Consider the following 24751-nt stretch of genomic DNA (forward strand, 5'->3'; position numbering starts at 1 on the left):
CACGTGCCCCGGGCCCCAGGTCCCTCATGCGGGACAACGGCGAGCCGAACGAGAGGAATCCGTTCATGAACAGATTTCTGAGACATCTCGCCCTTCGGGGCGCCGCCGCCCTGCTCCTCGGGCTGCCGGCGGCCGTGGTGCCCGGCACCCTCGCGGCCGCCGCGGGGCCGCCGCCCGGCGCGGCGGCGGCCGACGCGTACTGGACGCCCCAGCGGATGGCGTCCGCGCTGCCGGTGGTGACCGGCAAGCAGGCGCCGCCGCCCCCGGCGGTGGAGGAGGAGCGGGCCGAGGGGGGTGGCGTGCCGCCCAGCCACCCCTTCGACGGCCTGCCGCAGGTCGGGACTTTCTTCTGGACCGACGGCAAGAACACCGGCCGCTTCTGCGGCGGCACGGTCGTCCAAAGCCCCGATCACGACCTGGTGATCAGCGCGGCCCACTGCCTGCGCTCACCCGATCCCAAGCGGCACCTGTCCTTCGTGCCGCAGTACCACGACGGACTCAAGCCGCACGGCGTCTTCCCCGTCGAGAGCATCTACATCGACCAGCGCTACTACGACCGGGGCACGGACGGCGGTGCGCGCTGGGACTACACGGTGGTGCGGCTCGGCCCGCGCTCGGACGGCACCGAGGTGCAGAGCGCCGTGGGCGGCTTCGACTTCGCGATCGGCACCGGCTACACCCACCACGACGTGCGCCTGATCGGCTATCCGGGCAGCAGCGACGCGAAGTACCCCAAGCCGATCGACTGTTCCTCGTCCACGCACCGGTACACCAGCACCGACCCCAAGGCCCCCGGCGACTTCCTGGAGATCGCCTGTGCGGGCTATGTGGGCGGCACGTCGGGCGGGCCCTTCCTGGTACCGGGCCTGACGGACTATCTGCTGATCGGTGTCATCGGCGGCTACCACACGGGCGGGGACACCCCCGACATCTCCTACAGCTCGTACTTCGACGACGACCTGCTGGACCTGTACCTGCACGCGGTCGAGGGTGACCCGCCCGCGGGCCGGTGAGACGCCGACGGCGCCCGCGGCCTTCCCGGCCACGGGCGCCGTCGTACGAGGAGCGCCTGCTACTGCCCGACGGGCGGGCGGTGGTGGCGGTGGGGGTGGCGGGTCAGGGTGTAGCCGCCGATGGCCGCGAGGGCGCCGAGCACGGCGCCGCCCACGGTCCACGCCCAGCGGTCGGACCACCAGCTGCCGTTCCAGCCGCTCTCCGGCTCCTTCAGGGCGGCCGCGTGCAGCGGGGCGCCGAGTTCGCCGCCCTCGGCGCTGGAGCCGCCCATGTCCTTCACGTCGGCCTGGATCTCCGCCTTCACGGGCAGGCCGAGGTCCTGGTCGGGGCCGTCGGAGACCGTCAGGCGGGCGTAATAGGCGCCGGGGAGCGGGTCGTTCGCCCAGCGCTCGGACCACGGGCGGACGGTGCGCAGCGTGCAGGTCAGGGTGACCGAGGCGGCGTCCCCCGCCGCCCGCTGCGTGGGCTCGCCGGAGGCGCACGCCTGACGGCGGCGCAGACCGTCGAAGACGTCGAGCTGCCAGGTGGCCGCGCCGTGCCGGCGCGACGCCTCGGGCAGCTGCACGGTGGTCTTCACGGTCGCCCGCTGACCCGCGCCGGCGGGGAACTGCCAGTAGAGGTAGTCACCGGTCGACGCGGTCGCGGTGGCCTTCTGCCCCTGCTCGACGGCGGTGGCGGTACGGAAGGTGGTGCCGGCCTCCGTCGGGGCGTCGCCGTCCTTCGCGGAGGCGCTCGGGCTCGGGCTGTCGGCGACGGCACCGCCGGCCGAGGCGAACAGGGCGGCGCCGGCCAGCAGCGCGGCGGCCATCACACGGGTTCCACGCATCAGTTCGCCCTCCACACAGCGACGCGCCAGCGGGACAGCCAGCCCCACACCAGCCCGGCGAGCAGTCCGGTCACGGCCAGCACGGCCAGCAGCACCCAGCCCCGGCCCAGGCCGAAGGCGGCCAGGTCGGAGGGGTTGTCGGGGGCCTTCACCAGGTCGACGGCCAGTTCGAGGGGCAGGCCCGGGTCACGCTTGACGGACGGTGGCGCGGAGAAGGAGTTGGCGACCTCCAGGCAGACCGTCCGGGCCTCCTTGTCGTTCTTGCTCTTCCCCACGGGATAGCGCAGTCCGGAGGACATCACGTCCGTACGCCCGCTGCCCGCGTCGGAGCCTCTGACGAGTTCCTGGCCGTTCTCCCCGACCGCGCGCACGAGCACGCCGTAGTCGCGGTCGACGGCGCGGTCCGCGCCCACGCTCACCGAGGTGCGCAGTTCCTGACCCGGCTTCACCTGCACGCGGTACCAGCGGTGCTCGGCGAAGGTCTCCCGGTCCGTCCAGATCCCGGCACCGAGCTCGGGCGCCTTGGCGCACTCGGCCGCGCCCTGCACGGGCTTCGGGGTCTCGACGGGGGTGTCGGCCCGGCGGACGATCTGCTTGATCTTGCCCGACAGCTCGTCGGTGTGCTGGACGGAGGTGAACGTGCCGCCGGTGGCCTCGGCGATGCAGGTGAGCTGCTCGCGCGTCTTGTCGTCGTGGGCGAGGCCGAGCGTGTCGACCGTCAAGTGCGTGCCCTTGGCCGCGAGTTCGCGGGCCACGTCGCACGGGTCGGGCTGGCCGCAGGAGTCCTCGCCGTCGGTGATGAGGACGACCCGGCGGGTTCCGCCGTCGGTGCCGAGGTCCTGGTCGGCGCCGCGCAGCGCGTAGCCGATCGGCGTCCAGCCGGTGGGCCGCAGGGTGGCGACGGCCGCCTTGGCCTCCGTGCGGTCCACCGGGCCGACGGGGTAGAGCTGCTTGCTGTCGCGGCAGCCGATCTCCTTGTCGTCACCGGGGTAGGTGGCGCCGAGGGTGCGGATGCCGAGCCGCACGCCGCCGGGAACGGCGTCGATCACTTCGTTGAACGCCTGCTGAGCGGCCGCCATGCGCGACTGGCCGTCCACGTCCCGGGCCCGCATCGAGCCACTGACATCCAGTACGAGCTCGACCTTCGGGGAGTTCTTCGAAGGCCCGTCGGCGGCGCTCGCCGGGGCGGTTCCTGCGGCGAGCGCGGCGAGCAGAGCGCATGCGCTCGCCGCGAGCCGTCTTGTGATGATCATCCGAAGATCCTAGTGAGGGACGTGGGCAGCCCCAAACCGGCTGCCCACCCCCCTCCGGGCCTCTGGAGGGGTGCGCTACTCCTCGCCCTCCAGCCGGCCTTCCGTCTCCAGGAAGGCCCGCTTCAGCGCGTCCAGCGTGGCCGCGTCCGGCTTCGCCCACATGCCCCGGCTCTCCGCCTCCAGCAGGCGTTCCGCGATGCCGTGCAGGGCCCAGGGGTTGGCTTCCTGGAGGAAGGCGCGGTTCTCCGGGTCGAGGACGTACGTCTGGGTGAGCTTGTCGTACATCCAGTCGGGCACGACGCCGGTGGTGGCGTCGTATCCGAACAAGTAGTCCACCGTGGCGGCGAGTTCGAAGGCGCCCTTGTAGCCGTGGCGGCGCATCGCCTCGATCCAGCGGGGGTTGACCACGCGGGCGCGGAAGACGCGGGACGTCTCCTCCACCAGGGTGCGGGTGCGGACCGTCTCCGGGCGGGTGGAGTCGCCGATGTACGCCTCGGGGGCCTTGCCCTTGAGTGCCTTCACCGTCGCGACCATGCCGCCGTGGTACTGGAAGTAGTCGTCGGAGTCGGCGATGTCGTGCTCGCGGGTGTCGGTGTTCTTGGCCGCGACCGCGATCCGCTTGTAGGCGGTCTCCATCTCCTCGCGGGCCGGGCGGCCTTCGAGCTCCCGGCCGTAGGCGTAGCCGCCCCAGACGGTGTAGACCTCGGCGAGGTCGGCGTCGGTGCGCCAGTCGCGGCTGTCGATGAGCTGGAGCAGCCCGGCGCCGTAGGTGCCGGGGCGGGAGCCGAAGATGCGGGTGGTGGCGCGGCGTTCGTCGCCGTGTGCGGCGAGGTCGGCCTGCGTGTGGGCCCGTACGAAGTTCTGCTCCGCCGGCTCCTCCAGCGCGGCGGCCAGCCGTACGGCGTCGTCCAGCAGGCCGATGACGTGCGGGAAGGCGTCGCGGAAGAAGCCGCTGATGCGCAGGGTGACGTCGACGCGGGGGCGGCCGAGCTCCTCCAGGGGGATCGGCTCCAGGCCGCCCACGCGGCGGGAGGCGTCGTCCCACAGCGGGCGGATGCCCAGCAGGGCGAGGGCTTCCGCGACGTCGTCGCCGGCGGTGCGCATGGCGCTGGTGCCCCACAGGGACAGGCCCACCGACGTCGGCCAGTCGCCGTGGTCGGTGCGGTAGCGCTCCAGGAGGGAGTCGGCGAGGGCCTGGCCGGTCTCCCAGGCCAGGCGGCTGGGCACGGCCTTGGGGTCGACGGAGTAGAAGTTGCGGCCCGTCGGCAGGACGTTGACCAGGCCGCGGAGCGGCGAGCCGGACGGCCCGGCGGGCACGGACCCGCCCGCGAGGGCGTGCACGGCGTGGTCGAGCTCGTCGGTGGTGGCGGCCAGGCGCGGGACGACCTCGCGGGCGGCGAAGTCGAGGATGTCCGCGACCGCTTGGGGCTGCCCCTGGGCGACGCGGGAGACGGCGGCCGGGTCCCACTCCGCGTCCTCCATCGCCTGCACGAGGGCGCGCGCCTTCTCCTCCGCCTCGTCGGCGGTGGTGCGGGTGGCGGCGGACTCGTCCAGGCCGAGGGCCTCGCGCAGGCCGGGCAGGGCGGCGGTGCCGCCCCAGATCTGCCGGGCGCGGAGGATCGACAGGACGAGGTTGACGCGCTCGGGGCCGGTGGGCGCGCCGCCCAGGACGTGCAGGCCGTCGCGGATCTGGGCGTCCTTGACCTCGCACAGCCAGCCGTCGACGTGCAGCAGGAAGTCGTCGAAGCCGTCGTCGTCGGGCCGGTCCTCCAGGCCGAGGTCGTGGTCGAGCTTGGCGGCCTGGATGAGGGTCCAGATCTGGGCGCGGATGGCGGGCAGCTTGGCCGGGTCCATCGCGGAGATCGAGGCGTATTCGTCGAGGAGTTGCTCCAGGCGCGCGATGTCGCCGTAGGACTCCGCGCGGGCCATCGGCGGCACGAGGTGGTCGACGAGGGTGGCGTGGGCGCGGCGCTTGGCCTGGGTGCCCTCGCCGGGGTCGTTGACGAGGAAGGGGTAGACCAGCGGCAGGTCACCGAGGGCGGCGTCGGGGCCGCAGGCGGCGGACAGGCCCGCGTTCTTGCCGGGCAGCCACTCCAGATTGCCGTGCTTGCCGAGGTGGACCATGGCGTCCGCGCCGAAGCCGCCGTCCTCGCGCGTGGCCGCGATCCAGCGGTAGGCGGCGAGGTAGTGGTGCGAGGGCGGCAGGTCGGGGTCGTGGTAGATGGCGATGGGGTTCTCGCCGAAGCCGCGCGGCGGCTGGATGAGGATCAGCAGATTGCCGCGGCGCAGGGCCGCCAGCACGATGTCGCCCTCGGGGTTGCGGCTGCGGTCCAGGAACATCTCGCCGGGCGGCGGGCCCCAGTGCTCCTCGACGGACTCGCGCAGTTCGCTCGGCAGCAGGGCGTACCAGCGCTTGTAGTCGGCGGCGGGGATGCGGACGGGGTTGCGGGCGAGCTGCTCCTCGGTGAGCCACTCCTGGTCGTGGCCGCCCGCCTCGATGAGGGCGTAGATCAGCTCGTCGCCGTCGCCCGACGCGAGGCCGGGGACGGGCTCGGTGCCGAAGTCGTAGCCCTCCTCGCGCAGTCGGCGCAGCAGGGCGACGGCGCTGGCGGGGGTGTCGAGGCCGACGGCGTTGCCGATGCGGGAGTGCTTGGTGGGGTAGGCGGAGAGCACGAGGGCGAGGCGCTTCTCGGCCGCCGGGATGTGCCGCAGCCTGGCGTGGCGCACGGCGATGCCCGCGACGCGCGCGGCTCGCTCGGGGTCGGCGACGTACATCGGCAGGCCGTCCTCGTCCACCTCCTTGAAGGAGAAGGGGACGGTGATCAGGCGGCCGTCGAACTCGGGGACGGCGACCTGGGTGGCCGCGTCGAGCGGCGAGAGGCCCTCGTCGTTCTCCTCCCAGGCGCTGCGCGGCCCGGTCAGGCACAGGGCCTGGAGCACGGGCACGTCGAGGGCGGCCAGCGCGCCGGCGTCCCAGGACTCGTCGTCACCGCCCGCGGAGGCGGCGGCGGGCTTGGTGCCGCCGGCGGCGAGCACGGTGGTGACGACGGCGTCGGCGGTGCGCAGGGCGTCGACGAGCTCGGGCTCGGGGGCGCGCAGGGAGGCGACGTAGAGCGGCACCGCGACGCCGCCCGCGTCCTCGACGGCACCGCAGAGGGTGTCCACGAAGCCGGTGTTGCCGCTCATGTGGTGGGCGCGGTAGTAGAGCACCGCGATGCGGGGGCCGCCCGTGTTCTCCACGCGGGGGGTGCGCTCCAGCGGGCCCCAGGTGGGGGCGGGCGCGGGTGCCTCGAAGCCGTGGCCGGTGAGGAGCACGGTGTCGGAGAGGAAGCGGGCGAGCTGTCCGAGGTTGGCGGGCCCGCCGTGCGCGAGATAGGCGTGGGCCTCGGCGGCGATGCCGATGGGCACGGTGGAGTGCTCCATCAGCTGGGCGTCGGGCGCCTGTTCGCCGGTGAGCACCACGACGGGGCGGTCCCCGGCGAGGAGCGCGTCGAGCCCCTCCTGCCAGGCGCGGACCCCGCCGAGGAGGCGGACGACCACGAGGTCGGTGCCCTCCAGGAGGCCGGGGAGTTCATCGAGCGCGAGCCGGGCCGGGTTGGCGAGCCGGTACGGGACCGGGCCCCCCTGGGCGGCCGCCGCGCGGGCGCTGAGCAGGTCGGTGTCGGACGTCGACAGGAGAAGGATCACGCGGCGCTCCCCAGGGCATCGTGGGTCGCCCGGGGCGTGCTGAACCGGAATGTGCGCATGCGGCGGCAGCCTTCCTCGGGGTCCGCGCCCCGGGCGGTTGGAGGACGGCGGGAGTTCCTGACTCGCCCGGCATCGCTGCCGGGCTCACAGTGGCGGGACCGTGCCGGAGTTCCACCGGCTTCCTCCCCTGGCGCCGTCGCTGGCGTTCGGTCCGGGCCGGCCCACCTGGGCCGACCCTTCCGTGAGCATAGTAAGCGCTGGCGGGCGGCGTGGGGGCCGGTGCGCGGGGCTCGCGTTCCCACGGTCGTCGGTATGCTCGCCGCCATGTCCGTCACCCCCACATCCGCCTCGGACCGGGATAACTCCGGCGGCGGCGCCGCACGTCCGAAGGGCTCCGTCCGCGCGGGCGGTGACGCCTGTCCCGGCGCGCTGCGCCTGCACTCGGCGGACGACGGCGCGCTGGCCCGCGTCCGGCTGCCCGCCGGCCTGCTGACGGTGCGTCAGGCCGAGGTGCTGGCAGGGATTTCCGAGGAGCTGGGCGACGGCGGTCTCGACATCACCTCGCGCGGCAACGTCCAGCTGCGCGGCCTCGCCGACGGCTGCGGGGGCGAGCTCGGCGAGCGGCTGCGCGCGGCCGGAATGCTGCCGTCCGACCGGCACGAGCGGGTGCGCAACACCGTGGCGTCCCCGCTGTGCGGCCTGGACGGCACCGGCCACGGTGACGTGCGGGCCTGGGCGCGGGAACTGGACCGGCTGCTGTGCGCGAACCCGGACGTGACGGGCCTTTCAGGACGCTTCCTCTTCGGACTGGACGACGGCCGGGGCGACATCGCGGCGCTCGGCCCCGATGTGACATTGATCGCAACCGAGGGCGGCCAGGCCCTGCTCGGCTACGGAACCTCCGCTTCCGGCCTGCGGGTCGCCGCCGCGCACGGGCCGCGGGCGGCGGTCCTCGCGGCGGAGGTCTTCCTGGAGGCGGCACGCGCGAGCGGCGCCACCGCCTGGCGCGTCAAGGACCTCGCGGAGGAACACCGGCCGCACGCCGGTGCGTTGGCGCACCGCCTCGCCACCGCGGGCATCGTCTCCGCACCCGCCGCGCTCGCGCCGCCGCCGGGCACTCCGGTGGAACCGGGCCTGGTCACCGGCCCGTACGGGCGCACCGCGCTCTCCGTGGCCGCGCCGCTGGGCCGGCTGACCGCCGCTCAGTGGCGGCTCGTCGTCCGCACCGCCGCCGAGGACGGGGCCGGTGAGCTGCGTGTGACACCCTGGCGCGGCATCGTCGTACCGGGCCTGCCGTCGGATACGGCCCCGGACCGGCTGGCCGCCCTCGCGGACGCCGGGCTCGTCACCTCCGCCGCCTCCCCCTGGCACCGTGCGGGCGCCTGCGCGGGCCGCCCCGGCTGCGCGAAGTCCCGCGCGGACGTACGGGCGGACGCGGCGGACTGCCTCACCGGCGGGCGGACCCGCGGCCTGCCGGTGTACTGGTCCGGGTGCGAACGAAGGTGCGGTCACCCCTCGGGGGTCTGGGTGGACGTCCTGGCGACCGGCGAGGGGTATGAAATCGCCGTACGGGGCGGCACGACGGACGGCACGGCGCACACGGTGACGGCGGCGGAATCGGCGGCGGCGGTGACGGCGGCCCGCGAGACGACCTGACCCGACCGACGATCCGCACACCACAGACCCACAGAGCGAACCAGCAAGCGAGGCGAAGTGTTCGAGTACGAGAAGGACGGCGCGGCCATCTACCGCCAGTCCTTTGCCACCATCCGCGCCGAGGCCGACCTCGGCGCGCTGCCGCCGGACGTCAGTCAGGTCGCGGTGCGCATGATCCACGCCTGCGGGATGGTCGATCTCGTACGGGACATCGCCTACAGCCCGCGGGTCGTGGCCCGCGCGCGCGAGGCGCTGCGCGCCGGTGCGCCGATCCTGTGCGACGCGAACATGGTCGCGAGCGGCGTCACCCGCAAGCGGCTGCCCGCGGACAACGAGGTGCTCTGCACGCTCGCCGACCCGGCCGTGCCGGAGCTCGCCCGCACCATGGGCACCACGCGCAGCGCCGCCGCGCTGGAGCTGTGGCGGGACAGGCTCGACGGGGCGGTGGTGGCGGTGGGCAACGCGCCGACCGCGCTGTTCCGGCTGCTGGAGATGGTGCGCGACGGCGCCCCGCGCCCGGCGGCCGTCATCGGCATCCCGGTGGGCTTCATAGGCGCCGCCGAGTCCAAGGACGCGCTGGCCGACAGCCCGTTGGGGCTGGACTATCTGGTGGTGCGGGGCAGGCGGGGCGGCAGTGCGATGGCCGCCGCCGCGATCAACGCGATAGCGAGCGAGGAAGAGTGAGCGAGCAGCAGACGAAGGGCCGGCTGTACGGGGTCGGCCTCGGCCCCGGCGACCCGTCCCTGATGACCGTGCGGGCCGTCGAGGTCATCGCCTCGGCCGACGTCGTCGCCTACCACAGCGCCCGGCACGGGCGTTCCATCGCGCGCTCCATCGCCGAACGCCACCTGCGTCCCGGCCACATCGAGGAGCGGCTGGTCTACCCCGTCACCGTGGAGACCACCGACCACCCCGGCGGTTACCGCGGCGCGATGGAGGAGTTCTACGAGGAGGCCGCGGCCCGGCTCGCGGCCCATCTGGACGCCGGGCGCAGCGTCGCGGTGCTCGCCGAGGGCGACCCGCTCTTCTACAGCTCGTACATGCACATGCACAAGCGGCTCGCCGACCGCTATCCCACCGAGGTGGTGCCCGGCGTCACGTCGGTCAGCGCGGCCGCCGCCGCGCTCGGCAGCCCGCTGGTGGAGGGCGAGGAGGTGCTGACGATCCTGCCGGGCACGCTGCCCGAGGAGGAACTGACGGCCCGTCTGGCCTCCACGGACTCGGCCGTGGTGATGAAGCTCGGCCGCACGTTCCCCGCGGTGCGGGGCGCGCTGGAGCGCGCGGGGCGGCTGGCGGACGCGCGCTATGTGGAGCGCGCCACGATGGCCGGGCAGCGCACGGAACCGCTGGCGGAGGTGGATCCGGAGTCGGTGCCGTACTTCTCGGTGGCGGTGCTGCCGAGCCGCGTCGACGCGCCTTTGGCGCCCGGCGGGCGGGGCGAGGTCGTGGTGGTCGGGCTCGGCCCGGCGGGCCCGCTGTGGCTGACGCCGGAGGCCCGCGGCGAACTGGCGGCCGCGGACGACCTGGTGGGCTACAGCACCTACGTCGACCGGGTGCCCGTGCGGCCAGGGCAGCGCCGCCACCCCTCCGACAACAAGGTGGAGTCCGAGCGCGCCGAGTTCGCCCTCGACCTCGCCCGGCAGGGCCGCCGGGTCGCGGTGGTCTCCTCCGGCGACCCGGGCGTCTTCGCGATGGCGACGGCCGTGCTGGAGGTCGCCTCCGAGGACCCCTACCGCGAGGTGCCGGTGCGGGTGCTGCCCGGCATGACCGCCGCCCACGCCGCGGCCTCCCGGGCGGGCGCGCCGCTCGGCCACGACTACGCGGTGATCTCGCTCTCCGACCGGCTGAAGCCGTGGGAGGTCATCGCGGAGCGGCTGCGCTCGGCAGCGGCGGCGGACCTGGTCCTGGCCCTCTACAACCCCGGCTCCCGCAGCCGGCTGTGGCAGGTCGGCAAGGCACGCGAACTCCTGCTGGAACACCGCACGCCGGACACTCCCGTGGTGCTGGGCCGCGACGTGGGCGGACCGGAAGAGAGCGTACGCATCGTGCGCCTGGGCGACCTCGACCCGGCGGAGGTCGACATGCGCACGATCCTCCTCGTGGGCTCGACGCAGACCCGAGCGGTGCGGCGGGGCGAGGGCGGTGAGGAGGTCGTCTGGACCCCGCGGCGGTATCCGGAGGCGTAGCCGGTCTCACAGCCCGACGAACGTGACTTGGCGGATGTAGACCCGCTGGTGACGTGGGATGACCTGGTACAGGAACATGCCCGACGCGTCGATGGTCTCTGCCTGCATACGGGGCGAGGTGCCTGTGTGCTTCGCCCCGTCGAGGTAGAGAGCCGCAGCGGCGCGGACCAGTTCGTCGGCCCGCTCTTCCACCTTCGCGATGAAGGCAAGGTTATCGATGCCGCCGATGACGTACCCGGCGTCGGGGTCGTACTCCCAGGCCCAGGACTCAGTCACCGGCCACCGCGGCGCGAGCTTCGTTGTACACGGACATGCACTCGTCCATCGCTTCACGCCATCTCGGGTCGTCACGGCCGAGGGTGTTCGCAGTCTCCAGAGCCGCGCGATAGCGGGCGGCCAGGCCGGGGCGGCGTTCGATCTCGATCTCGGTCGCCCATTTGATCTGAAAGATCCGGATCGGGTTGAACGAGGCATGCTGAGTGGCTGCGGTGAACGCCGAATCACGGTCCGCTTGGAATTCCGCGAGGCGGGAGGGCGCGATGCGCGCGAGCGCGGCCCGTAGCGCGGGAAACGTCATCTCGGGCTGCGGGATCAGCTCCGCGGGCTCTTCGGCATGCTGTGCGCTCATTGGTCCTCCGTCCATCCGGCGTGCTCCGAACCGTACCGGCTGACCGTCCGGTACCGGAGCGGAACCAACCGATCACCGTCACTCAAGGACATCCCTCGCCCATCCCACGGCCGCCGCCAGGTCCTCCGCGACCGGGACACCCGCCGGCACCGGGGGCCGCCGCACCACCACCACCGGCACCCCCGCCTCGCGGGCAGCGACCAGCTTCGCCGACGTCGCCGACGCTCCGCTGTCCTTCGTCACCAGGACATCGATGGCATACCGCCGCAAAAGCTCCCGTTCCCCGTCGAGCGTGAACGGCCCCCGATCCAGCAGCACTTCCATCCGCGGCGGCACCGGCGGCTCGGGGGCGTCCACGGAGCGCATGAGGAACCACATATCCTCGAGGTGCGCGAAGGCGGCCAGCCCCATCCGGCCCGTGGTCAGGAACACCCGTTCACCCAGCGCGGGCAGTGCCCGCGCCGCCTCGTCCAGCGACGCGACGGAAGTCCAGCGGTCCCCCGGGCCCGCGGCCCACCCGGGGCGGCGCAGGGCGAGCAGGGGAACACGGGCGACCTCGGCCGCTTGCGCCGCGTTGAAACTGATCGTGCCGGCGAAAGGATGGGTGGCGTCGATGAGCGCGTCCACCTGCTGCTCGCGCAGCCAGCGGGCCAGGCCGTCGGGCCCCCCGAACCCCCCGATACGCACCTCCCCCACGGGCAGCCGCGGCTGGGCGACGCGGCCCGCCAGCGAGCTGGTGACGCGCAGGGCCGGGTCCGCGGCCAGCTCGGCGGCGAGGCGGCGGGCCTCGGTCGTGCCGCCCAGGATCAGGACGTGGCGCTCGGCGCTCACCGCGGGCCCTTCCGTTCGCTGTGCCCGTGCTGCCGCCGGGCGTTCATGGTCCGGGGCCCACTCTACGGCCGGAGGCCACCGTGACTGAGACCGAGGCCGCGCGGCCGGCGGGCGGGCGTACGGCGCAGCTCGCGCACACCGGGCTGCGGCACGGCTGGACGACGGGTGCCTGCGCGACGGCCGCGACGACCGCCGCCTACACCGCGCTGCTCACCGGCGACTTCCCCGACCCGGTGACGATCACGCTGCCCAAGGGGCAGACGCCCGCGTTCGCGCTGGCCGCCGAGGAGCTGGGCGGGGGCCGGGCGATGGCCGCGGTCGTCAAGGACGCGGGGGACGATCCGGACGTGACGCACGGCGCGCTGATCCGCTCGACGGTGCGGGTGCTGCCGCCCGGTTCCGGGGTGGTCTTCCGCGCCGGGCCGGGCGTGGGGACCGTGACCCGCCCCGGACTGCCCCTGCCCGTCGGCGAGCCCGCCGTCAATCCCGTGCCCCGGCAGCTGATGCGCGACCACGTCGCCGGGGTCGCCGCCCGGCACGGCGGCACGGGCGACGTCGAGATCGAGATCTCGGTGGACCACGGCGAGGAGATCGCCCGCTCCACCTGGAACCCCCGCCTCGGCATCCTGGGCGGGCTGTCGATCCTGGGCACCACGGGCGTCGTCGTGCCGTATTCCTGCTCCGCGTGGATCGACAGCATCCGGCGCGGTGTGGACGTGGCGCGGGCGGCGGGCCGTACGCACGTGGCGGGGTGTACGGGCTCCACGTCGGAGAAGGTCGCGGTGGCCGTGCACGGGCTGCCGGAGGACGCCCTGCTGGACATGGGCGACTTCGCGGGCGCGGTGCTGAAGTACATCCGCAGGCACCCGGTGGACCGGCTGACGGTGGCGGGCGGTTTCGCCAAGCTGTCCAAGCTCGCGGCGGGGCACCTGGATCTGCATTCGGCGCGCTCGCAGGTGGACAAGGGGTTCCTGGCCGAGCTGGCCCGGCGGGGCGGCGCGGACGCCGCTCTCGTGGCGTCGGTGGCCGCCGCCAACACGGGCCTGGACGCGCTCCAGCAGTGCGCCGCGCGTGGCGTCCCGCTGGGCGACCTGGTCGCGGCGACGGCGCGCGACGAGGCTCTCGCGGTGCTGCGGGGCGCGCCGGTCGCGGTCGACGTCATCTGCATCGACCGCGCGGGCACGATCGTCGGGCGCGCGGAACCCCGTGGCCCCGGGGCCCGTTGACGGCACCGGCCCGTACGCTAGGACTTCACCAGGCCCAACTGCCGGGCCAGCCGCATCAGGTCGTACGTCCACCACCCTTCCTGGATCCGGCCGTCGCTGAAGGCGAAGACGGTGACGCCCGTCATCTCGACGTCCCGGCCGGTGGGCGCGAGGCCCATGAACTCGCCGGTGTGCGTGCCCCGCCACGTCCACGACGTGGCCACCTGGTCGCCTTCCGCCAGCTGGCCGTGGAGCGCGAAGTGGAAGTCGAACGCCGCACGCCAGTTGGTGACGTCGTCCTTCATGACGTCGGAGCCGATCGTGGTGTCCGTCTCCTTGCCGATGTCGTGGTCGCGGTAGTCGGCGGCGAAGAGCTCGTCGATGAGACCGAGGTCGCCCCCGACAGCGATGTCCTCGAAGAAGCGGCGGGCGGTGGCCTTGTTGAGCTGCTCGTCGCGGACGACCTCGAGGTCGGTGAAGACGGGCTCCCCCTCGCAGAGGGCGACCATCTCCTCGAAGATGCGGTTGGTCTCCGGAAGACCGGAGTTCTTCATCGCTTCTTCGTAGGAGGGGAACTCTATGATCTCCACATAGTGATCGCTGTCGGAGCGGTCCCGGCCGACGACGGCGTGGGTGGCGGTGCGCTTGCCCTCGGTCGCCTCGACCCACTGGTCCATGAGCCGGTTCATGTCGTCATAGCTACGGGTCTTGCAGTCCACTATTTGCATAAATGCCATAGCGGCCTCACCTCCCGGGTGATATGTCCAGGTTAGACCTGGCGCACCTGCCCGGGAGGCGCGGAGGGGCTACGCGGGGGTAGCCGCGCCTCAGCGGGCGCGGGTCGTGGAGTAGAGGTGGCTGTCCGGGAACTGCTCGGCCGCCAGCGCCCGCCCGACGATGATGACCGCGGTCCGCACCACGCCCGCCTCCTTCACCTGTCCGGCGATGTCGGCCAGCGTGCCGCGCAGGACGAGTTCGTCGGGGCGGCTGGCCATGGCGACGACGGCCGCGGGGCATTCGGGGCCGTAGTGCGGCAGGAGTTCGGCGACGACGCGGTCGGCGTAGCGGGCCGCGAGGTGCAGGACGAGCAGGGCGCCGCTGCGGCCGAGCGTGGCCAGGTCCTCGCCCTCGGGCATGGGGGTGGCCTGCTGGGCGACGCGCGTGAGGATCACGGTCTGGCCGACGGTGGGCACGGTCAGTTCACGGCCGAGGGCGGCGGCCGCCGCGGCGTAGGAGGGCACGCCGGGCACGATCTCGTACGCGATGCCCGCCGCGTCCAGGCGGCGCATCTGCTCGGCGACGGCGCTGAAGACGGCGGGGTCGCCGGAGTGCAGCCGGGCCACGTCGTGCCCGGCCTTGTCCGCCCGCACGAACTCGGCCGTGATCTGGTCCAGGTCCAGCCGCGCCGTGTCGACGAGGCGGGCGTCGGGCGGGCACTCGGCGAGGAGTTCGCGCGGGACGAGGCTGCCCGCGTAGAGGCAGACGCCGCAGCGGGCGAGCGTCCGCGCGCCGCGCACCGTGATCAGGTCGGCGGCACCGGGGCCGGCGCCGATGAAGTACACGGTCATGGCTGGAGGTCTCCTAAGCGGTCTTGGGGAAGTTCCGGTGCGGTACCACGCCCGTCGGGGCGCGGGGCTGTGGCGTTGTACGAGCGCGACGGCTCCCAGTGGACCGCACTTCCAGCGGAGCGCTCGGGCGGGGTTGCCGCCCGAGCTGGTTCAGGGGAGCACCGGTCCGGCGCCACCGACCCCGGGCGACCGCTTGACCGCCGCCCACTGCGTCACCGGCATCGCCTGCCGCCAGCCGGTGAAGCCGCCGACGGGGACGGCGCGGGCGACGGCCAGGCGCGTCAGCTCACCGCCGTGGCGCCGGTGCCACTCGCCGAGCAGCGCCTCGGACTCCAGGGTGACGGTGTTGGCGACGATGCGCCCGCCCTCGGGAAGCGCGTCCCAGCAGGCGGTGAGCAGGCCGGGCGCGGTGAGCCCGCCGCCGATGAACACGGCGGCGGGCACGGGCAGTCCGGCGAGCGCGGCGGGGGCCGCGCCGGTGACGACGCGCAGCGCGGGCACGCCCAGGGCTTCGGCGTTGCGGGCTATCCGCCCGGCCCGTACGGCGTCGCGCTCGACGGTGACGGCCCGGCAGGAGCGGTGGGCGCGCATCCACTCGATGCCGATGGAGCCGGAGCCGCCGCCCACGTCCCACAGCAGCTCGCCGGGGGCCGGGGCGAGGGCGGCCAGCGTCACGGCGCGCACATGACGCTTCGTCAACTGTCCGTCGTGCTCGAAGGATTCGTCCGGCAGGCCGGGGGTGAGCGGCAGGCGGGGCGCGCCGGGGGCGCGGAGGCACTCGACGGCGATCACGTTGAGGGCGTCGCCGGGGGGCTGCCGCCAGCCGTCCGCCGTGCCCTCGACGTGGCGCTCGCGCGCGCCACCGAGCTGTTCGAGCACGGTCATCCGGCTCGGCCCGTAGCCCCGGTCGGCCAGCAGGGCCGCGACCTCGGCGGGGGTGTCCGCCCCGGAGCTGAGGAGGAGCAGCCGGCGCCCGTGGTGCAGGGCGGCGGTGAGCGCGGCGAGGGGGCGGCCCACGAGGCTGAGCACCTCGGTGTCGTCCAGCGGCCAGCCGAGCCGGGCGCAGGCGTAGGACGCGGAGGAGGGGTGCGGCAGGACGCGCAGCCCGGTGGCGTCGCCGAGGACGTCCACGAGCGTGCGGCCGATGCCGAAGAACATGGGGTCACCGCTGGCGAGCACGCAGACCCGGCGTCCGGTGTGCGCGGCGAGGAGTCCCGGCACCGCCGGGCGCAGCGGCGAGGGCCAGGCGACGCGCTCCCCCGCGCACTCGGCGGGCAGCAGGTCCAGCTGCCGGGGTCCGCCGATCAGCACCTCGGCGTCGCGCAGCGCCTCCCGGGAGACCGGGGCGAGGCCGGGCCAGCCGTCGGCGCCGATGCCTACGACGGTGACGGGGGCGTGGCTCACGGGGGCGCACCTCGGTATCTGTGGTGGTCAGGGGCACCGGAACTCTACTGACCTGGGGAGATGGCGGAACAGCCGGGCCCTTAATGCATAGGATGTGCATTTACTTATAAGTGGCAGGAGGCGTGACGTGGTGCGTTCACCGGTGGTGCTGGGGATCGAGTCGTCCTGCGACGAGACCGGTGCGGGGCTCGTCCGGGACGGGGAGCTGCTGGGGCACACGGTGGCCTCCAGCATGGACGAGCACGCGCGCTTCGGCGGCGTCGTGCCGGAGATCGCCGCCCGCGCGCACGTGCACGCGGCGGCGCCCGTGGTGCGGGCCGCGCTCGACGACGCGGGGCTGTCGATGAGCGACATCGGCGCGGTGGCGGTGACCACGGGACCGGGGCTGTCCGGAGCGCTCCAGGTCGGCGTCGCGGCCGCGAAGGGCTTCGCGTACGCGCTGGGGGTGCCGCTCTACGGCGTGCACCACCTCGCCGGGCACGTGGCCGTGGACGCGCTGGAGCACGGTCCGCTGCCCGACCCCTGCGTGGTGCTGATCGTCTCCGGCGGCCATACGTCCCTGCTGCTCGTGCGGGACCTGGCGCGGGATCCGATCACGCACCTCGGGGACACGCTCGACGACGCGGCGGGCGAGTGCTTCGACAAGGTCGCCCGGGCCTTCGGCCTCCCCTACCCCGGCGGGCCCGCCGTCGACCGGGCGGCCCGCGAGGGGGACCCGCGGGCGGTGCCGTTCCCGAGGCCGCTCACGGGGCCGCGGGACGACCGCTACGCGTTCTCCTTCTCCGGCCTCAAGACGGCCGCCGCGCGCTGGGCGGAGCAGCACCGGGCGGCGGGGCTGCCGCTGCCCGTCGCGGACGGCGCGGCCTCGCTCCAGGAGGCGGTGGCGGACGTCCTGACGCGCAAGGCGGTCGCCGCGTGCGTCGAGCACGGCGTGGGCACGCTGGTGGTGGTCGGCGGGGTGGCGGCGAACTCGCGTGTGCGGGCGCTCGCGCAGTCGCGCTGCGCTGCGGCCGGGATCGAGCTGCGCGTGCCGCCCCTGCGGCTGTGCACGGACAACGGCGCGATGGTCGCCGCGGTCGGCGACCTGCTGGTCCGCGCGGGCGCGGAGCCGGCGCCGCTGGACCTGTCGATCGACCCCTCGGCGCCCCTGGAGTACGCGGCGCTCACGCCACGGGCGGTCGTGCGGGCCGCCTGACCGGCACAAAAGGGTGCCGCAGGTGAGAGATCACCTGCGGCACCCTTTTGTGTGGGGAGGGGGCGGACGGCCCCCTCCCGCCTACCAGTTCGCGCGCTCGTAGTCCTTGAGGAAGCAGCCGTAGAGGTCCTCACCGGCCTCGCCCCGGACGATCGGGTCGTAGACGCGGGCCGCACCGTCGACCAGGTCGAGCGGCGCGTGGAAGCCCTCCTCCGCGAGGCGCACCTTGTCGGGGTGCGGCCGCTCGTCGGTGATCCAGCCGGTGTCGACGGCGGTCATGAGGATGCCGTCGGTCTCCAGCATCTCCTGCGCGCTGGTGCGGGTGAGCATGTTGAGCGCGGCCTTGGCCATGTTGGTGTGCGGGTGGCCCGCGCCCTTGTAGCCGCGGCTGAAGACGCCCTCCATGGCGGAGACGTTCACCACGTACTTCCGGCGGGCCGTGGAGGCGGCCATCGCCGGGCGCAGTCGGCTGACCAGCACGAACGGCGCGGTCACATTGCACAGCTGCACTTCGAGGAGCTCGACGGGGTCGACCTCCTCCACCGTCTGGATCCAGGTGTTCGTGGCGTCCAGGTCGGGCACCAGGCCGCCCGCGTCGATCGCCGTGCCGGCCTCGACCCGCGCGAGCGAGGCGGAGCCGGTGGTCAGGGCGAGCTCGGTGAGCGCCTGCGGGGTGAGCTCGTCGTGCTTGGCCCCGGCGGGGGCGGGCAGCGCGGCCTGGGCGCCACTGCCGAAGGCGCCGAAGACGACCGAGGCGGGCAGCTCACCGGCGGGCAGCGGGGCCGCCTCGGCGGCGACGAGCTCGCGGTAGGCGGCCGGGGAGCGGCGGACCGTCTGGGCCGCGTTGTTGATCAGGATGTCGAGCGGACCCTCGGCGCTGACCGAGTCGGCCAGGGCGACGACCTGGGCCGGGTCGCGCAGGTCGATGCCGACGATCTTCAGCCGGTGCAGCCACTCCGCGCTGTCCGGCATGGCCTTGAAGCGGCGGATCGCGTCGTTGGGGAAGCGCGTGGTGATCGTGGTGTGCGCGCCGTCCCGCAGCAGCCGCAGGGCGATGTACATGCCGATCTTCGCCCGGCCGCCGGTGAGCAGCGCGCGCTTGCCGGTGAGGTCCGTGCGGGCGTCCCGGCGGGCGCGGTTCTCCGCGGCGCAGGACTGGCAGAGCTGGTGGTAGAAGGCGTCGACCTCGACGTACCGCGTCTTGCAGATGTAGCAGGAGCGGGGGCGCTCCAGGATGCCGACGATCTGGGCGGTGGAGGTGGCCGCGAGGGGGATGCCGCGCGTCTCGTCGTCGATGCGGTCCGCGGCGCCGGTGGCGGTGGCCTCGGTGACGGCCTTGTCGTTGGCGGTCTTGGCGGCCCGGCGCTCCTGGCGGCGGCGCTGCTTGACCGTGCGGTAGATCCCGGCGGTGGCACGGCGGATCTCGATCGCGTGCGGGTGGTCGACCGGCAGCCGGTCGAGCTCCTCGAGCACGCTCAGGCAGACCGCCATCCGCTCGGGATCGATGCCCGACTGGTGGACCGCACCGTCGCGGCTTTCTTCTGTGACCGTCATCGGCGCTGTCGTTTCCCAGTTCTTCTGATCTATTGAAGCTTCGAAGAACTGTACGTAGGCGGAGCCTGCCACGACAAACCCGAGCGCCGAACATCACACGATCCAGGCGCGCCCGCCGCGGCACCGGTGACCGACCCCTCACCGTGGGTCACGACCGGCACGGCGGCCCGGCCCGCCGGGGGGCGACGCGGGCACCGGGACGCGAAAGCATCCGGCGCACCACGGAAAACACCTTTCCGTAAAGGGAGTTGGGCATTTCCGGAGCGAACTCCCTTACCGGCCAAGCCCGCTCACGCCCCTTCCCAGGAATGCCTCACCGCCCCCATCAACCCCGAATGCATTCCATATGACTTATTGAGCTTTCCGGGTTAATTATGGTGTTCGGCGCCGATATTGGGCGAATCCCTTTGGATTCTCCGGCAACAATTGCCGCTCAACACCCATGAGAAAGGTTTAGCCATGTCGCGTATCGCCAAGGCCGCCGCCCTGACCCTCGCCGCCGGCGCCGCCGTTTCCGGCGCCGCGGGAATCGCTTCCGCAAACGCTGGAGCAGAGGGCGCGGCCGTCGGCTCCCCCGGCATCATCTCGGGCAACGCCATCCAGGTGCCGATTCAGATCCCGCTCAACCTCTGCGGCAACACGATCGACATCGTCGGTCTGCTGAACCCCACCTTCGGCAACACCTGCGCCAACGTCGACGAGGAAGAGCACTTCCACAGCCACCACGGCGGTCACGGCCACGGCGACCACGACCGCTGGTAACCCGCCTGCGCGGAGCGTGCTTCCAGCCGGCCGCATCCGCGCACCCCGCGCCGGGGAGGGGTCACAGTCAGCCGCCGGAGTCCTCACCTGCGCGTTCGTGGCGCCCATCATGGTCATCATGGTGGGCGCCACCGCCATGTGCGGCTTCCTCGCCACCGGGGTCGGCGGGTTTCCGTCTGGGGTGCTGGGCACCGGGCAGATCGGGGATCTCGACGATCGGCGGCAGATCGGGGGTCAGGTGGGTGTGGCCGGACGTCATGGTGATGCGCCTCCTGCCGTGCGGGAACTGCCAGGGAAAGCAGGTGTACGGAAAGCCGCCGCAGCGGAGTACGTACGGCGAGCCCGCCGTACTCACCCCGGGGCGGGGCTGCGGCCCGGTGGGGCGGCGGCCTGGCCGAGCAGTTCCCGGCGCAGCCGGGCGCAGGTGCGGCTGAGGATGCGGGAGATCTGCATCTGGGAGACGCCGAGGCGGGCCCCTATCTGTTTCTGGGTGAGATTTCCGAAGAAACGCCAGTACAGGACGCATTTCTCCCGCTCGGGCAGCGCGCTCAGCAGCGGTTTGAGGGACTGCCGGTCGACGACCAGGTCCAGCGCGCGGTCCGCCCAGCCCAGGGTCTCGGCGAGCGGGAGGTCGTCGGCACCGAGGACCGGGTGGTCCAGCGACAGCGTGTTGTGCACGCCCTCGGCCGCGAGCCCGCGGAGCACCTCCTCCATGGTCAGCCCGGTCTCCGCGGCCAGCTCAGCCGGGGTCGTCCGGGCCCGCGCGTCCCGGTGCGCCAAGGCCGTCTGCGCGGTGCGGACCGCGGTGCGCAGCTCCTGGTCGCGGCGGGGTATGTGCACCGACCAGGCGTGGTCGCGGATGTGGCGCTTGAGTTCGCCGTTGATGGTGGGAACGGCGAAGGTCTCGAAGGCGTGGCCGAGCCCGGGGTCGTAGCGGTCGACGGCGTTGACCAGCCCGAGGGCGGCCACCTGGCGCAGGTCGGCGGGGCTCTCGCCGCTGCTGCGGAAGCGCAGGCTGATGCGCTCGGCCATGGGCAGCCAGGCGGCGATCACTTCCTGGCGGAGGCGGTCGCGCTCCGGGCCGGGGGGCAGGGCCGCGAGGAGCACGAAGTCGCCGGCCGTGTCGGGGGCGTCGCGGGTGCGCCGCCGCTGGGTCGTCTCGGCCATGATCACGCTGCTCCCCTCGCTCACGCGCACACTCCCGACGTGTGCGGGCGGCACCGGAGGAGCCGGCGCCACCGTTCCTTGAGGCTCGGGCGGCCGTTGCCGGCCACGATCACACCAGCATCACGCGCGCCTGGGGTTTACGCGACTCGGAGCAGTCCCGCGCGCACTCACGGTGACCGTGCCGCCGGTGTCGTTTCCTTCCGCCGGGCATCGGGTACCCGCCCAGCCGCGACGCGCGTCCGCCACCGCACGGGAGGCTCCATGACCACGCACCGCCACATCGCCGCGCCGGGTACGAGCGGGCTCACCGATGCCGAGGTGGCGGCCCTGGACGCCCACTGGCGCGCGGCCAACTACCTCTCCGCCGGGCAGATCTACCTGCTGAGCAACCCCTTGCTGACCGTCCCGCTGGAACCCGAGCACATCAAGCCGCGGCTGCTGGGCCACTGGGGCACCACCCCCGGCCTCAATCTGATCCACACCCACCTCAACCGCGTGATCACCGCACGGGACCTGGAGGCGATCTGTGTCTGGGGCCCGGGCCACGGCGGGCCGGCCGTGCTCGCCAACTCCTGGCTGGAGGGCAGCTACGAGGAGGTCTATCCGGACGTGAGCCGGGACGCGGAGGGCATGGAGCGGCTGTTCCGGCAGTTCTCCTTCCCCGGCGGGGTGCCCAGCCACGTCGCCCCGGAGACGCCCGGTTCGATCCACGAGGGCGGCGAGCTCGGCTACTCCCTCGCCCACGCCTACGGCGCCGCCCTGGACAACCCCGGCCTGCTGGTCGCCTGCGTCATCGGGGACGGCGAGGCGGAGACAGGGCCGCTCGCCACGTCCTGGCACGCGAACAAGTTCCTCGACCCCGTGCACGACGGGGCGGTCCTGCCCGTGCTCCACCTCAACGGCTACAAGATCGCCAACCCCTCCGTCCTCGCCCGCCTCCCCGAGGAGGAGCTGGACCGGCTGCTGCGCGGCTACGGCCACGAGCCGCTGTACGTCTCCGGTGACGACCCGGCCCATGTGCACCGGGCGCTGGCGGCCGCCCTCGACCACGCCCTGGACCACATCGCCACCGCGCAGCGCGTGGCCCGCGAGGAGGGTGTGCCCGACCGCCCGCACTGGCCGATGATCGTGCTCCGCACGCCCAAGGGCTGGACCGGCCCGGCCGAGGTCGACGGCCTGCCCGTCGAGGACACCTGGCGCGCCCACCAGGTCCCCCTCTCCGGGGTCCGGGACAACCCCGAGCACCTGCGCATGCTGGAGAGCTGGCTGCGCTCCTACCGTCCGGAGGAGCTCTTCGACGCGCGGGGGCGGCCGCTGCCGCGGGTGCTGGAGTACGTACCGCGCGGCACCCGGCGGCTCGGTGCCACCCCGCACGCCAACGGCGGCCTGCTCACCCGCTCGCTGCCGCTGCCGCCGCTGGAGCACTACGCCGTGCCCGTGGACAAGCCCGGCACCGCCCTGCACGAGCCGACCCGGGTGCTCGGCGGCCTGCTCGCGCAGGTGATGGCCGACACCGCGGAGCGCCGGAACTTCCGGCTCGTCGGCCCGGACGAGACCGCCTCCAACCGGCTGGACGCCGTCTACGCCGCGAGCGGCAAGGCGTGGCAGGAGCGGACCCTGCCCACCGACGAACACCTCGCCCACGACGGCCGGGTGATGGAGGTGCTCTCCGAACACCTCTGCCAGGGCTGGCTGGAGGGCTACACCCTCACCGGCCGGCACGGCCTCTTCTCCTGCTACGAAGCCTTCGTGCACATCGTGGACTCCATGGTCAACCAGCACATCAAGTGGCTCAAGACCTCCCGGGCCCTGCCCTGGCGCCGGCCCGTCCCCTCCCTCAACTACCTGCTCACCTCGCACGTCTGGCGCCAGGACCACAACGGCTTCTCCCACCAGGACCCCGGCTTCGTCGACCACGTGCTCAACAAGTCGCCCGACGTCGTCCGCGTCTACCTCCCGCCGGACGCCAACACCCTCCTGTGCGTGGCCGACCACGTGCTGCGCAGCCGCGACCGCGTCAACGTGGTCGTCGCGGGCAAGCAGCCCTGCTTCGACTGGCTCACCCTGGACGAGGCCCGCGCCCACTGCGCGCGCGGCGCCGGGGTGTGGACCTGGGCCGGCACGGAGACCGGCGAGCGGCCGCCCGACATCGTGCTCGCCTGCGCGGGCGACGTCCCCACCCAGGAGGTGCTGGCCGCCGCCGACCTGCTCCGCCGCCACCTGCCCGGCCTGGCCGTACGGATCGTCAACGTCGTCGACATGACGCGCCTGCTGCCGAAGGAGGAGCACCCGCACGGGATGTCCGACGCGGAGTACGACGCGCTGTTCACCCGCGACCGACCGGTCATCTTCGCCTACCACGGCTACCCATGGCTCATCCACCGGCTGACCTACCGCCGCACCGGCCACGTCGGCATGCACGTGCGCGGCTACAAGGAGATGGGCACGACGACCACGCCCTTCGACATGGTCGTCAGCAACGACCTGGACCGCTACCGCCTGGTCATGGACGTCATCGACCGGGTCCCCGGCCTGGGCGTGCGCTCGGCGCCGGTCCGGCAGGCGATGGCGGACGCCCGTACGCGGCACCACGCCTGGATCCGGGAGCACGGCACGGACATGCCGGAGGTGCGGGACTGGACGTGGTCCGGCGCGTCCGCCCTGTCGTGAACCGCCCTGTCGTGAACCGGGCCTGAAGTCACAGGAGTCGGCGAGCAGGGATATGACGCGCGTCACACCGACGGCATCTTGACGGTGCGTGTGTGTAATCGATTACCTGAGCCGCACGAAATCGATTACATCCCCGCGGCCGACGGAGCGTCATGGCGAACATCAAGGACGTGGCCGAGCGGGCGGGCGTGTCCGTCGCCACCGTCTCCCGGGTGCTCAACGGCCGCTCCGCCGTGGCCGCCACCCGCGACCGCGTCCTCGCGGCCGTGGCGGAGCTCGGCTACCGGCCCAACGTGGTCGCCCGCGCGCTGCGCACCGCACGCACCCGCACGCTGGGCCTGGTCATCAGCGACCTCCGCAACCCCTTCTTCACCGAACTCGCCGACGCTGTCGAGCAGGAGGCCCGGCGGCTCGGCTACACCCTGATCATCGGCAACGCCGGGGAGAGCCCGCACCAGCAGGACGACTACATCCGCACCCTCCTGGACCGGCGCATCGACGGCCTGATGGTCAGCTCCGCGGGCACCGGCTCCGCGATGCTCGGCGAGGTCGTCTCCTCCGGCACCCCGCTCGTCCTCCTCGACCGGGCGGTGCCCGGCGTCGCCGCCCCCTGCGTACGGGCCGAGGGCCGCCAGGCGCTCACCGAACTCGCCGCGCACCTGGCGGCGCTGGGGCGGCGCAGGCCCGCCGTCATCGTGGCCCCCGCCGGGACGCCCATCGGCGAGGAGCGCCTGGAGCTCTTCCGGACGGCCCTGGCCGCACACCGGATCGCCCTGCCCGCGCAGCGGATCGTCTCCTCGCCCGACCTCTCCCCCGTCGGCGGGCAGCGGATGATGCGGGCGCTGCTGGACCTGCCGGAGCCGCCGGACGCCGTGCTGGCCACGGACAACCTGATGGCCCTGGGCGCGCTCGACGAGGTGCGGGCACGGGGCCTGCGCATCCCCGCCGACGTGGCTCTGGTGGCGTTCGACGACGTGGCGTGGTTCGCGCACACGGACCCGCCGCTCACCGCGATCGCCCAGCCGACGCGGGAGTTGGGACGCGCCGCCGTGCACACGCTCCTGGAACGGATCGAGGGCCGCGAGGCCCCGTCGGTGCTGCTGCCGGCGCGGTTCGTGGCCCGCCGTTCCTGCGGCGAATGAACG

Annotated in this window: 21 protein-coding genes and 1 riboswitch; of the genes, 9 read left to right on the forward strand and 12 right to left on the reverse strand. The window is 73.6% G+C overall.

Features of this window, described 5'->3' with window-relative positions:
• The first annotated feature begins 65 nt into the window (after nucleotides 1-65).
• Nucleotides 66-1013: a trypsin-like serine peptidase gene (locus ACFY1P_RS06340; RefSeq protein ID WP_390749888.1), complete on the forward strand. Its 948-nt coding sequence runs from the start codon at nucleotides 66-68 to the stop codon at nucleotides 1011-1013.
• Between the two features lie 59 nt (nucleotides 1014-1072).
• Here ACFY1P_RS06340 and ACFY1P_RS06345 read toward each other — a convergent pair whose 3' ends face one another.
• The 3 genes from ACFY1P_RS06345 to cobN all read right to left on the reverse strand — a co-directional run bounded on the left by ACFY1P_RS06345 (nucleotide 1073) and on the right by cobN (nucleotide 6780).
• Complete coding sequence (locus ACFY1P_RS06345) at nucleotides 1073-1840, reverse strand: hypothetical protein (RefSeq protein ID WP_361528757.1); 768 nt, start codon at nucleotides 1838-1840, stop codon at nucleotides 1073-1075.
• Nucleotides 1840-3093: a VWA domain-containing protein gene (locus ACFY1P_RS06350; protein ID WP_390749889.1), complete on the reverse strand. Its 1254-nt coding sequence runs from the start codon at nucleotides 3091-3093 to the stop codon at nucleotides 1840-1842. The genes ACFY1P_RS06345 and ACFY1P_RS06350 overlap by 1 nt, the downstream gene beginning before the upstream one ends.
• A gap of 75 nt (nucleotides 3094-3168) precedes the next feature.
• Nucleotides 3169-6780 (reverse strand): cobaltochelatase subunit CobN, encoded by a 3612-nt coding sequence (gene cobN / locus ACFY1P_RS06355; protein ID WP_390749890.1) that lies wholly within the window; start codon nucleotides 6778-6780, stop codon nucleotides 3169-3171.
• Between the two features lie 111 nt (nucleotides 6781-6891).
• A riboswitch (cobalamin riboswitch) is annotated at nucleotides 6892-6965 on the reverse strand.
• Between the two features lie 139 nt (nucleotides 6966-7104).
• Between cobN and cobG the strand changes: the two genes are divergently transcribed.
• The 3 genes from cobG to ACFY1P_RS06370 are packed head-to-tail and all read left to right on the forward strand — an operon-like array spanning nucleotide 7105 to nucleotide 10622.
• On the forward strand, nucleotides 7105-8436 hold the full coding sequence (gene cobG, locus ACFY1P_RS06360; protein WP_390749891.1) for a precorrin-3B synthase: 1332 nt from the start codon (nucleotides 7105-7107) through the stop codon (nucleotides 8434-8436).
• Nucleotides 8437-8493: 57 nt separating this feature from the next.
• A complete protein-coding gene (locus ACFY1P_RS06365; protein ID WP_361528765.1) occupies nucleotides 8494-9120 on the forward strand; it encodes a precorrin-8X methylmutase in 627 nt (208 codons plus the stop codon).
• The gene (locus ACFY1P_RS06370; RefSeq protein WP_361528767.1) at nucleotides 9117-10622 is read left to right on the forward strand and encodes a precorrin-2 C(20)-methyltransferase; all 1506 of its coding nucleotides are present in this window, start codon (nucleotides 9117-9119) and stop codon (nucleotides 10620-10622) included. The genes ACFY1P_RS06365 and ACFY1P_RS06370 overlap by 4 nt, the downstream gene beginning before the upstream one ends.
• Before the next feature lie 6 nt (nucleotides 10623-10628).
• On the opposite strand, the gene ACFY1P_RS06375 is transcribed toward ACFY1P_RS06370, so the two are convergent.
• The 3 genes from ACFY1P_RS06375 to ACFY1P_RS06385 form a co-directional block, all read right to left on the reverse strand.
• A complete protein-coding gene (locus tag ACFY1P_RS06375) occupies nucleotides 10629-10898 on the reverse strand; it encodes a hypothetical protein (RefSeq protein WP_361528769.1) in 270 nt (89 codons plus the stop codon).
• Complete coding sequence (locus ACFY1P_RS06380; protein WP_361528771.1) at nucleotides 10891-11250, reverse strand: hypothetical protein; 360 nt, start codon at nucleotides 11248-11250, stop codon at nucleotides 10891-10893. Before ACFY1P_RS06380 ends, ACFY1P_RS06375 begins: the two co-directional genes overlap by 8 nt.
• Nucleotides 11251-11328: 78 nt before the next feature.
• Nucleotides 11329-12081: a cobalt-precorrin-6A reductase gene (locus ACFY1P_RS06385; protein WP_361528773.1), complete on the reverse strand. Its 753-nt coding sequence runs from the start codon at nucleotides 12079-12081 to the stop codon at nucleotides 11329-11331.
• Nucleotides 12082-12161: 80 nt separating this feature from the next.
• On the opposite strand from ACFY1P_RS06385, the gene ACFY1P_RS06390 reads away from it, so the two are divergent.
• The gene (locus ACFY1P_RS06390) at nucleotides 12162-13307 is read left to right on the forward strand and encodes a cobalt-precorrin-5B (C(1))-methyltransferase (protein ID WP_361528775.1); all 1146 of its coding nucleotides are present in this window, start codon (nucleotides 12162-12164) and stop codon (nucleotides 13305-13307) included.
• A 17-nt stretch (nucleotides 13308-13324) separates the two neighbouring features.
• On the opposite strand, the gene ACFY1P_RS06395 is transcribed toward ACFY1P_RS06390, so the two are convergent.
• The 3 genes from ACFY1P_RS06395 to cbiE form a co-directional block, all read right to left on the reverse strand.
• Nucleotides 13325-14023 (reverse strand): ester cyclase, encoded by a 699-nt coding sequence (locus ACFY1P_RS06395; protein WP_361528777.1) that lies wholly within the window; start codon nucleotides 14021-14023, stop codon nucleotides 13325-13327.
• Nucleotides 14024-14113: 90 nt separating this feature from the next.
• On the reverse strand, nucleotides 14114-14854 hold the full coding sequence (gene cobM, locus ACFY1P_RS06400) for a precorrin-4 C(11)-methyltransferase (RefSeq protein WP_361528779.1): 741 nt from the start codon (nucleotides 14852-14854) through the stop codon (nucleotides 14114-14116).
• A 150-nt stretch (nucleotides 14855-15004) separates the two neighbouring features.
• The gene (gene cbiE / locus ACFY1P_RS06405) at nucleotides 15005-16258 is read right to left on the reverse strand and encodes a precorrin-6y C5,15-methyltransferase (decarboxylating) subunit CbiE (protein WP_390749892.1); all 1254 of its coding nucleotides are present in this window, start codon (nucleotides 16256-16258) and stop codon (nucleotides 15005-15007) included.
• Nucleotides 16259-16388: 130 nt separating this feature from the next.
• Between cbiE and tsaD the strand changes: the two genes are divergently transcribed.
• Complete coding sequence (tsaD, locus tag ACFY1P_RS06410; protein ID WP_390750024.1) at nucleotides 16389-17453, forward strand: tRNA (adenosine(37)-N6)-threonylcarbamoyltransferase complex transferase subunit TsaD; 1065 nt, start codon at nucleotides 16389-16391, stop codon at nucleotides 17451-17453.
• An 81-nt stretch (nucleotides 17454-17534) separates the two neighbouring features.
• Here tsaD and ACFY1P_RS06415 read toward each other — a convergent pair whose 3' ends face one another.
• Nucleotides 17535-19007, reverse strand: coding sequence for an SDR family NAD(P)-dependent oxidoreductase (locus ACFY1P_RS06415; protein WP_361523656.1), 1473 nt, complete (start codon nucleotides 19005-19007; stop codon nucleotides 17535-17537).
• A 459-nt stretch (nucleotides 19008-19466) separates the two neighbouring features.
• Here ACFY1P_RS06415 and ACFY1P_RS06420 point away from each other — a divergent pair, with 459 nt between their 5' ends.
• On the forward strand, nucleotides 19467-19769 hold the full coding sequence (locus ACFY1P_RS06420) for a chaplin (protein ID WP_361523654.1): 303 nt from the start codon (nucleotides 19467-19469) through the stop codon (nucleotides 19767-19769).
• A gap of 67 nt (nucleotides 19770-19836) precedes the next feature.
• Here the strand turns inward: ACFY1P_RS06420 and ACFY1P_RS06425 are convergent, their stop codons facing one another.
• Both ACFY1P_RS06425 and ACFY1P_RS06430 read right to left on the reverse strand, forming a co-directional pair.
• Entirely contained in the window at nucleotides 19837-20028 is a 192-nt protein-coding gene (locus ACFY1P_RS06425; RefSeq protein WP_361523651.1) for a hypothetical protein, read from the reverse strand.
• Between the two features lie 92 nt (nucleotides 20029-20120).
• On the reverse strand, nucleotides 20121-20960 hold the full coding sequence (locus tag ACFY1P_RS06430) for a SigB/SigF/SigG family RNA polymerase sigma factor (RefSeq protein ID WP_390749893.1): 840 nt from the start codon (nucleotides 20958-20960) through the stop codon (nucleotides 20121-20123).
• Nucleotides 20961-21197: 237 nt separating this feature from the next.
• Between ACFY1P_RS06430 and ACFY1P_RS06435 the strand changes: the two genes are divergently transcribed.
• Both ACFY1P_RS06435 and ACFY1P_RS06440 read left to right on the forward strand, forming a co-directional pair.
• Nucleotides 21198-23606 carry a phosphoketolase gene (locus tag ACFY1P_RS06435; RefSeq protein ID WP_390749894.1) on the forward strand — a complete coding sequence of 803 codons (2409 nt, stop codon included), beginning with the start codon at nucleotides 21198-21200 and terminating at the stop codon, nucleotides 23604-23606.
• A 152-nt stretch (nucleotides 23607-23758) separates the two neighbouring features.
• Complete coding sequence (locus tag ACFY1P_RS06440; protein ID WP_361523643.1) at nucleotides 23759-24748, forward strand: LacI family DNA-binding transcriptional regulator; 990 nt, start codon at nucleotides 23759-23761, stop codon at nucleotides 24746-24748.
• Nucleotides 24749-24751: the final 3 nt, after the last annotated feature.

This window comes from Streptomyces sp. NPDC001407 (assembly GCF_042895325.1).
GTDB lineage: Bacteria > Actinomycetota > Actinomycetes > Streptomycetales > Streptomycetaceae > Streptomyces.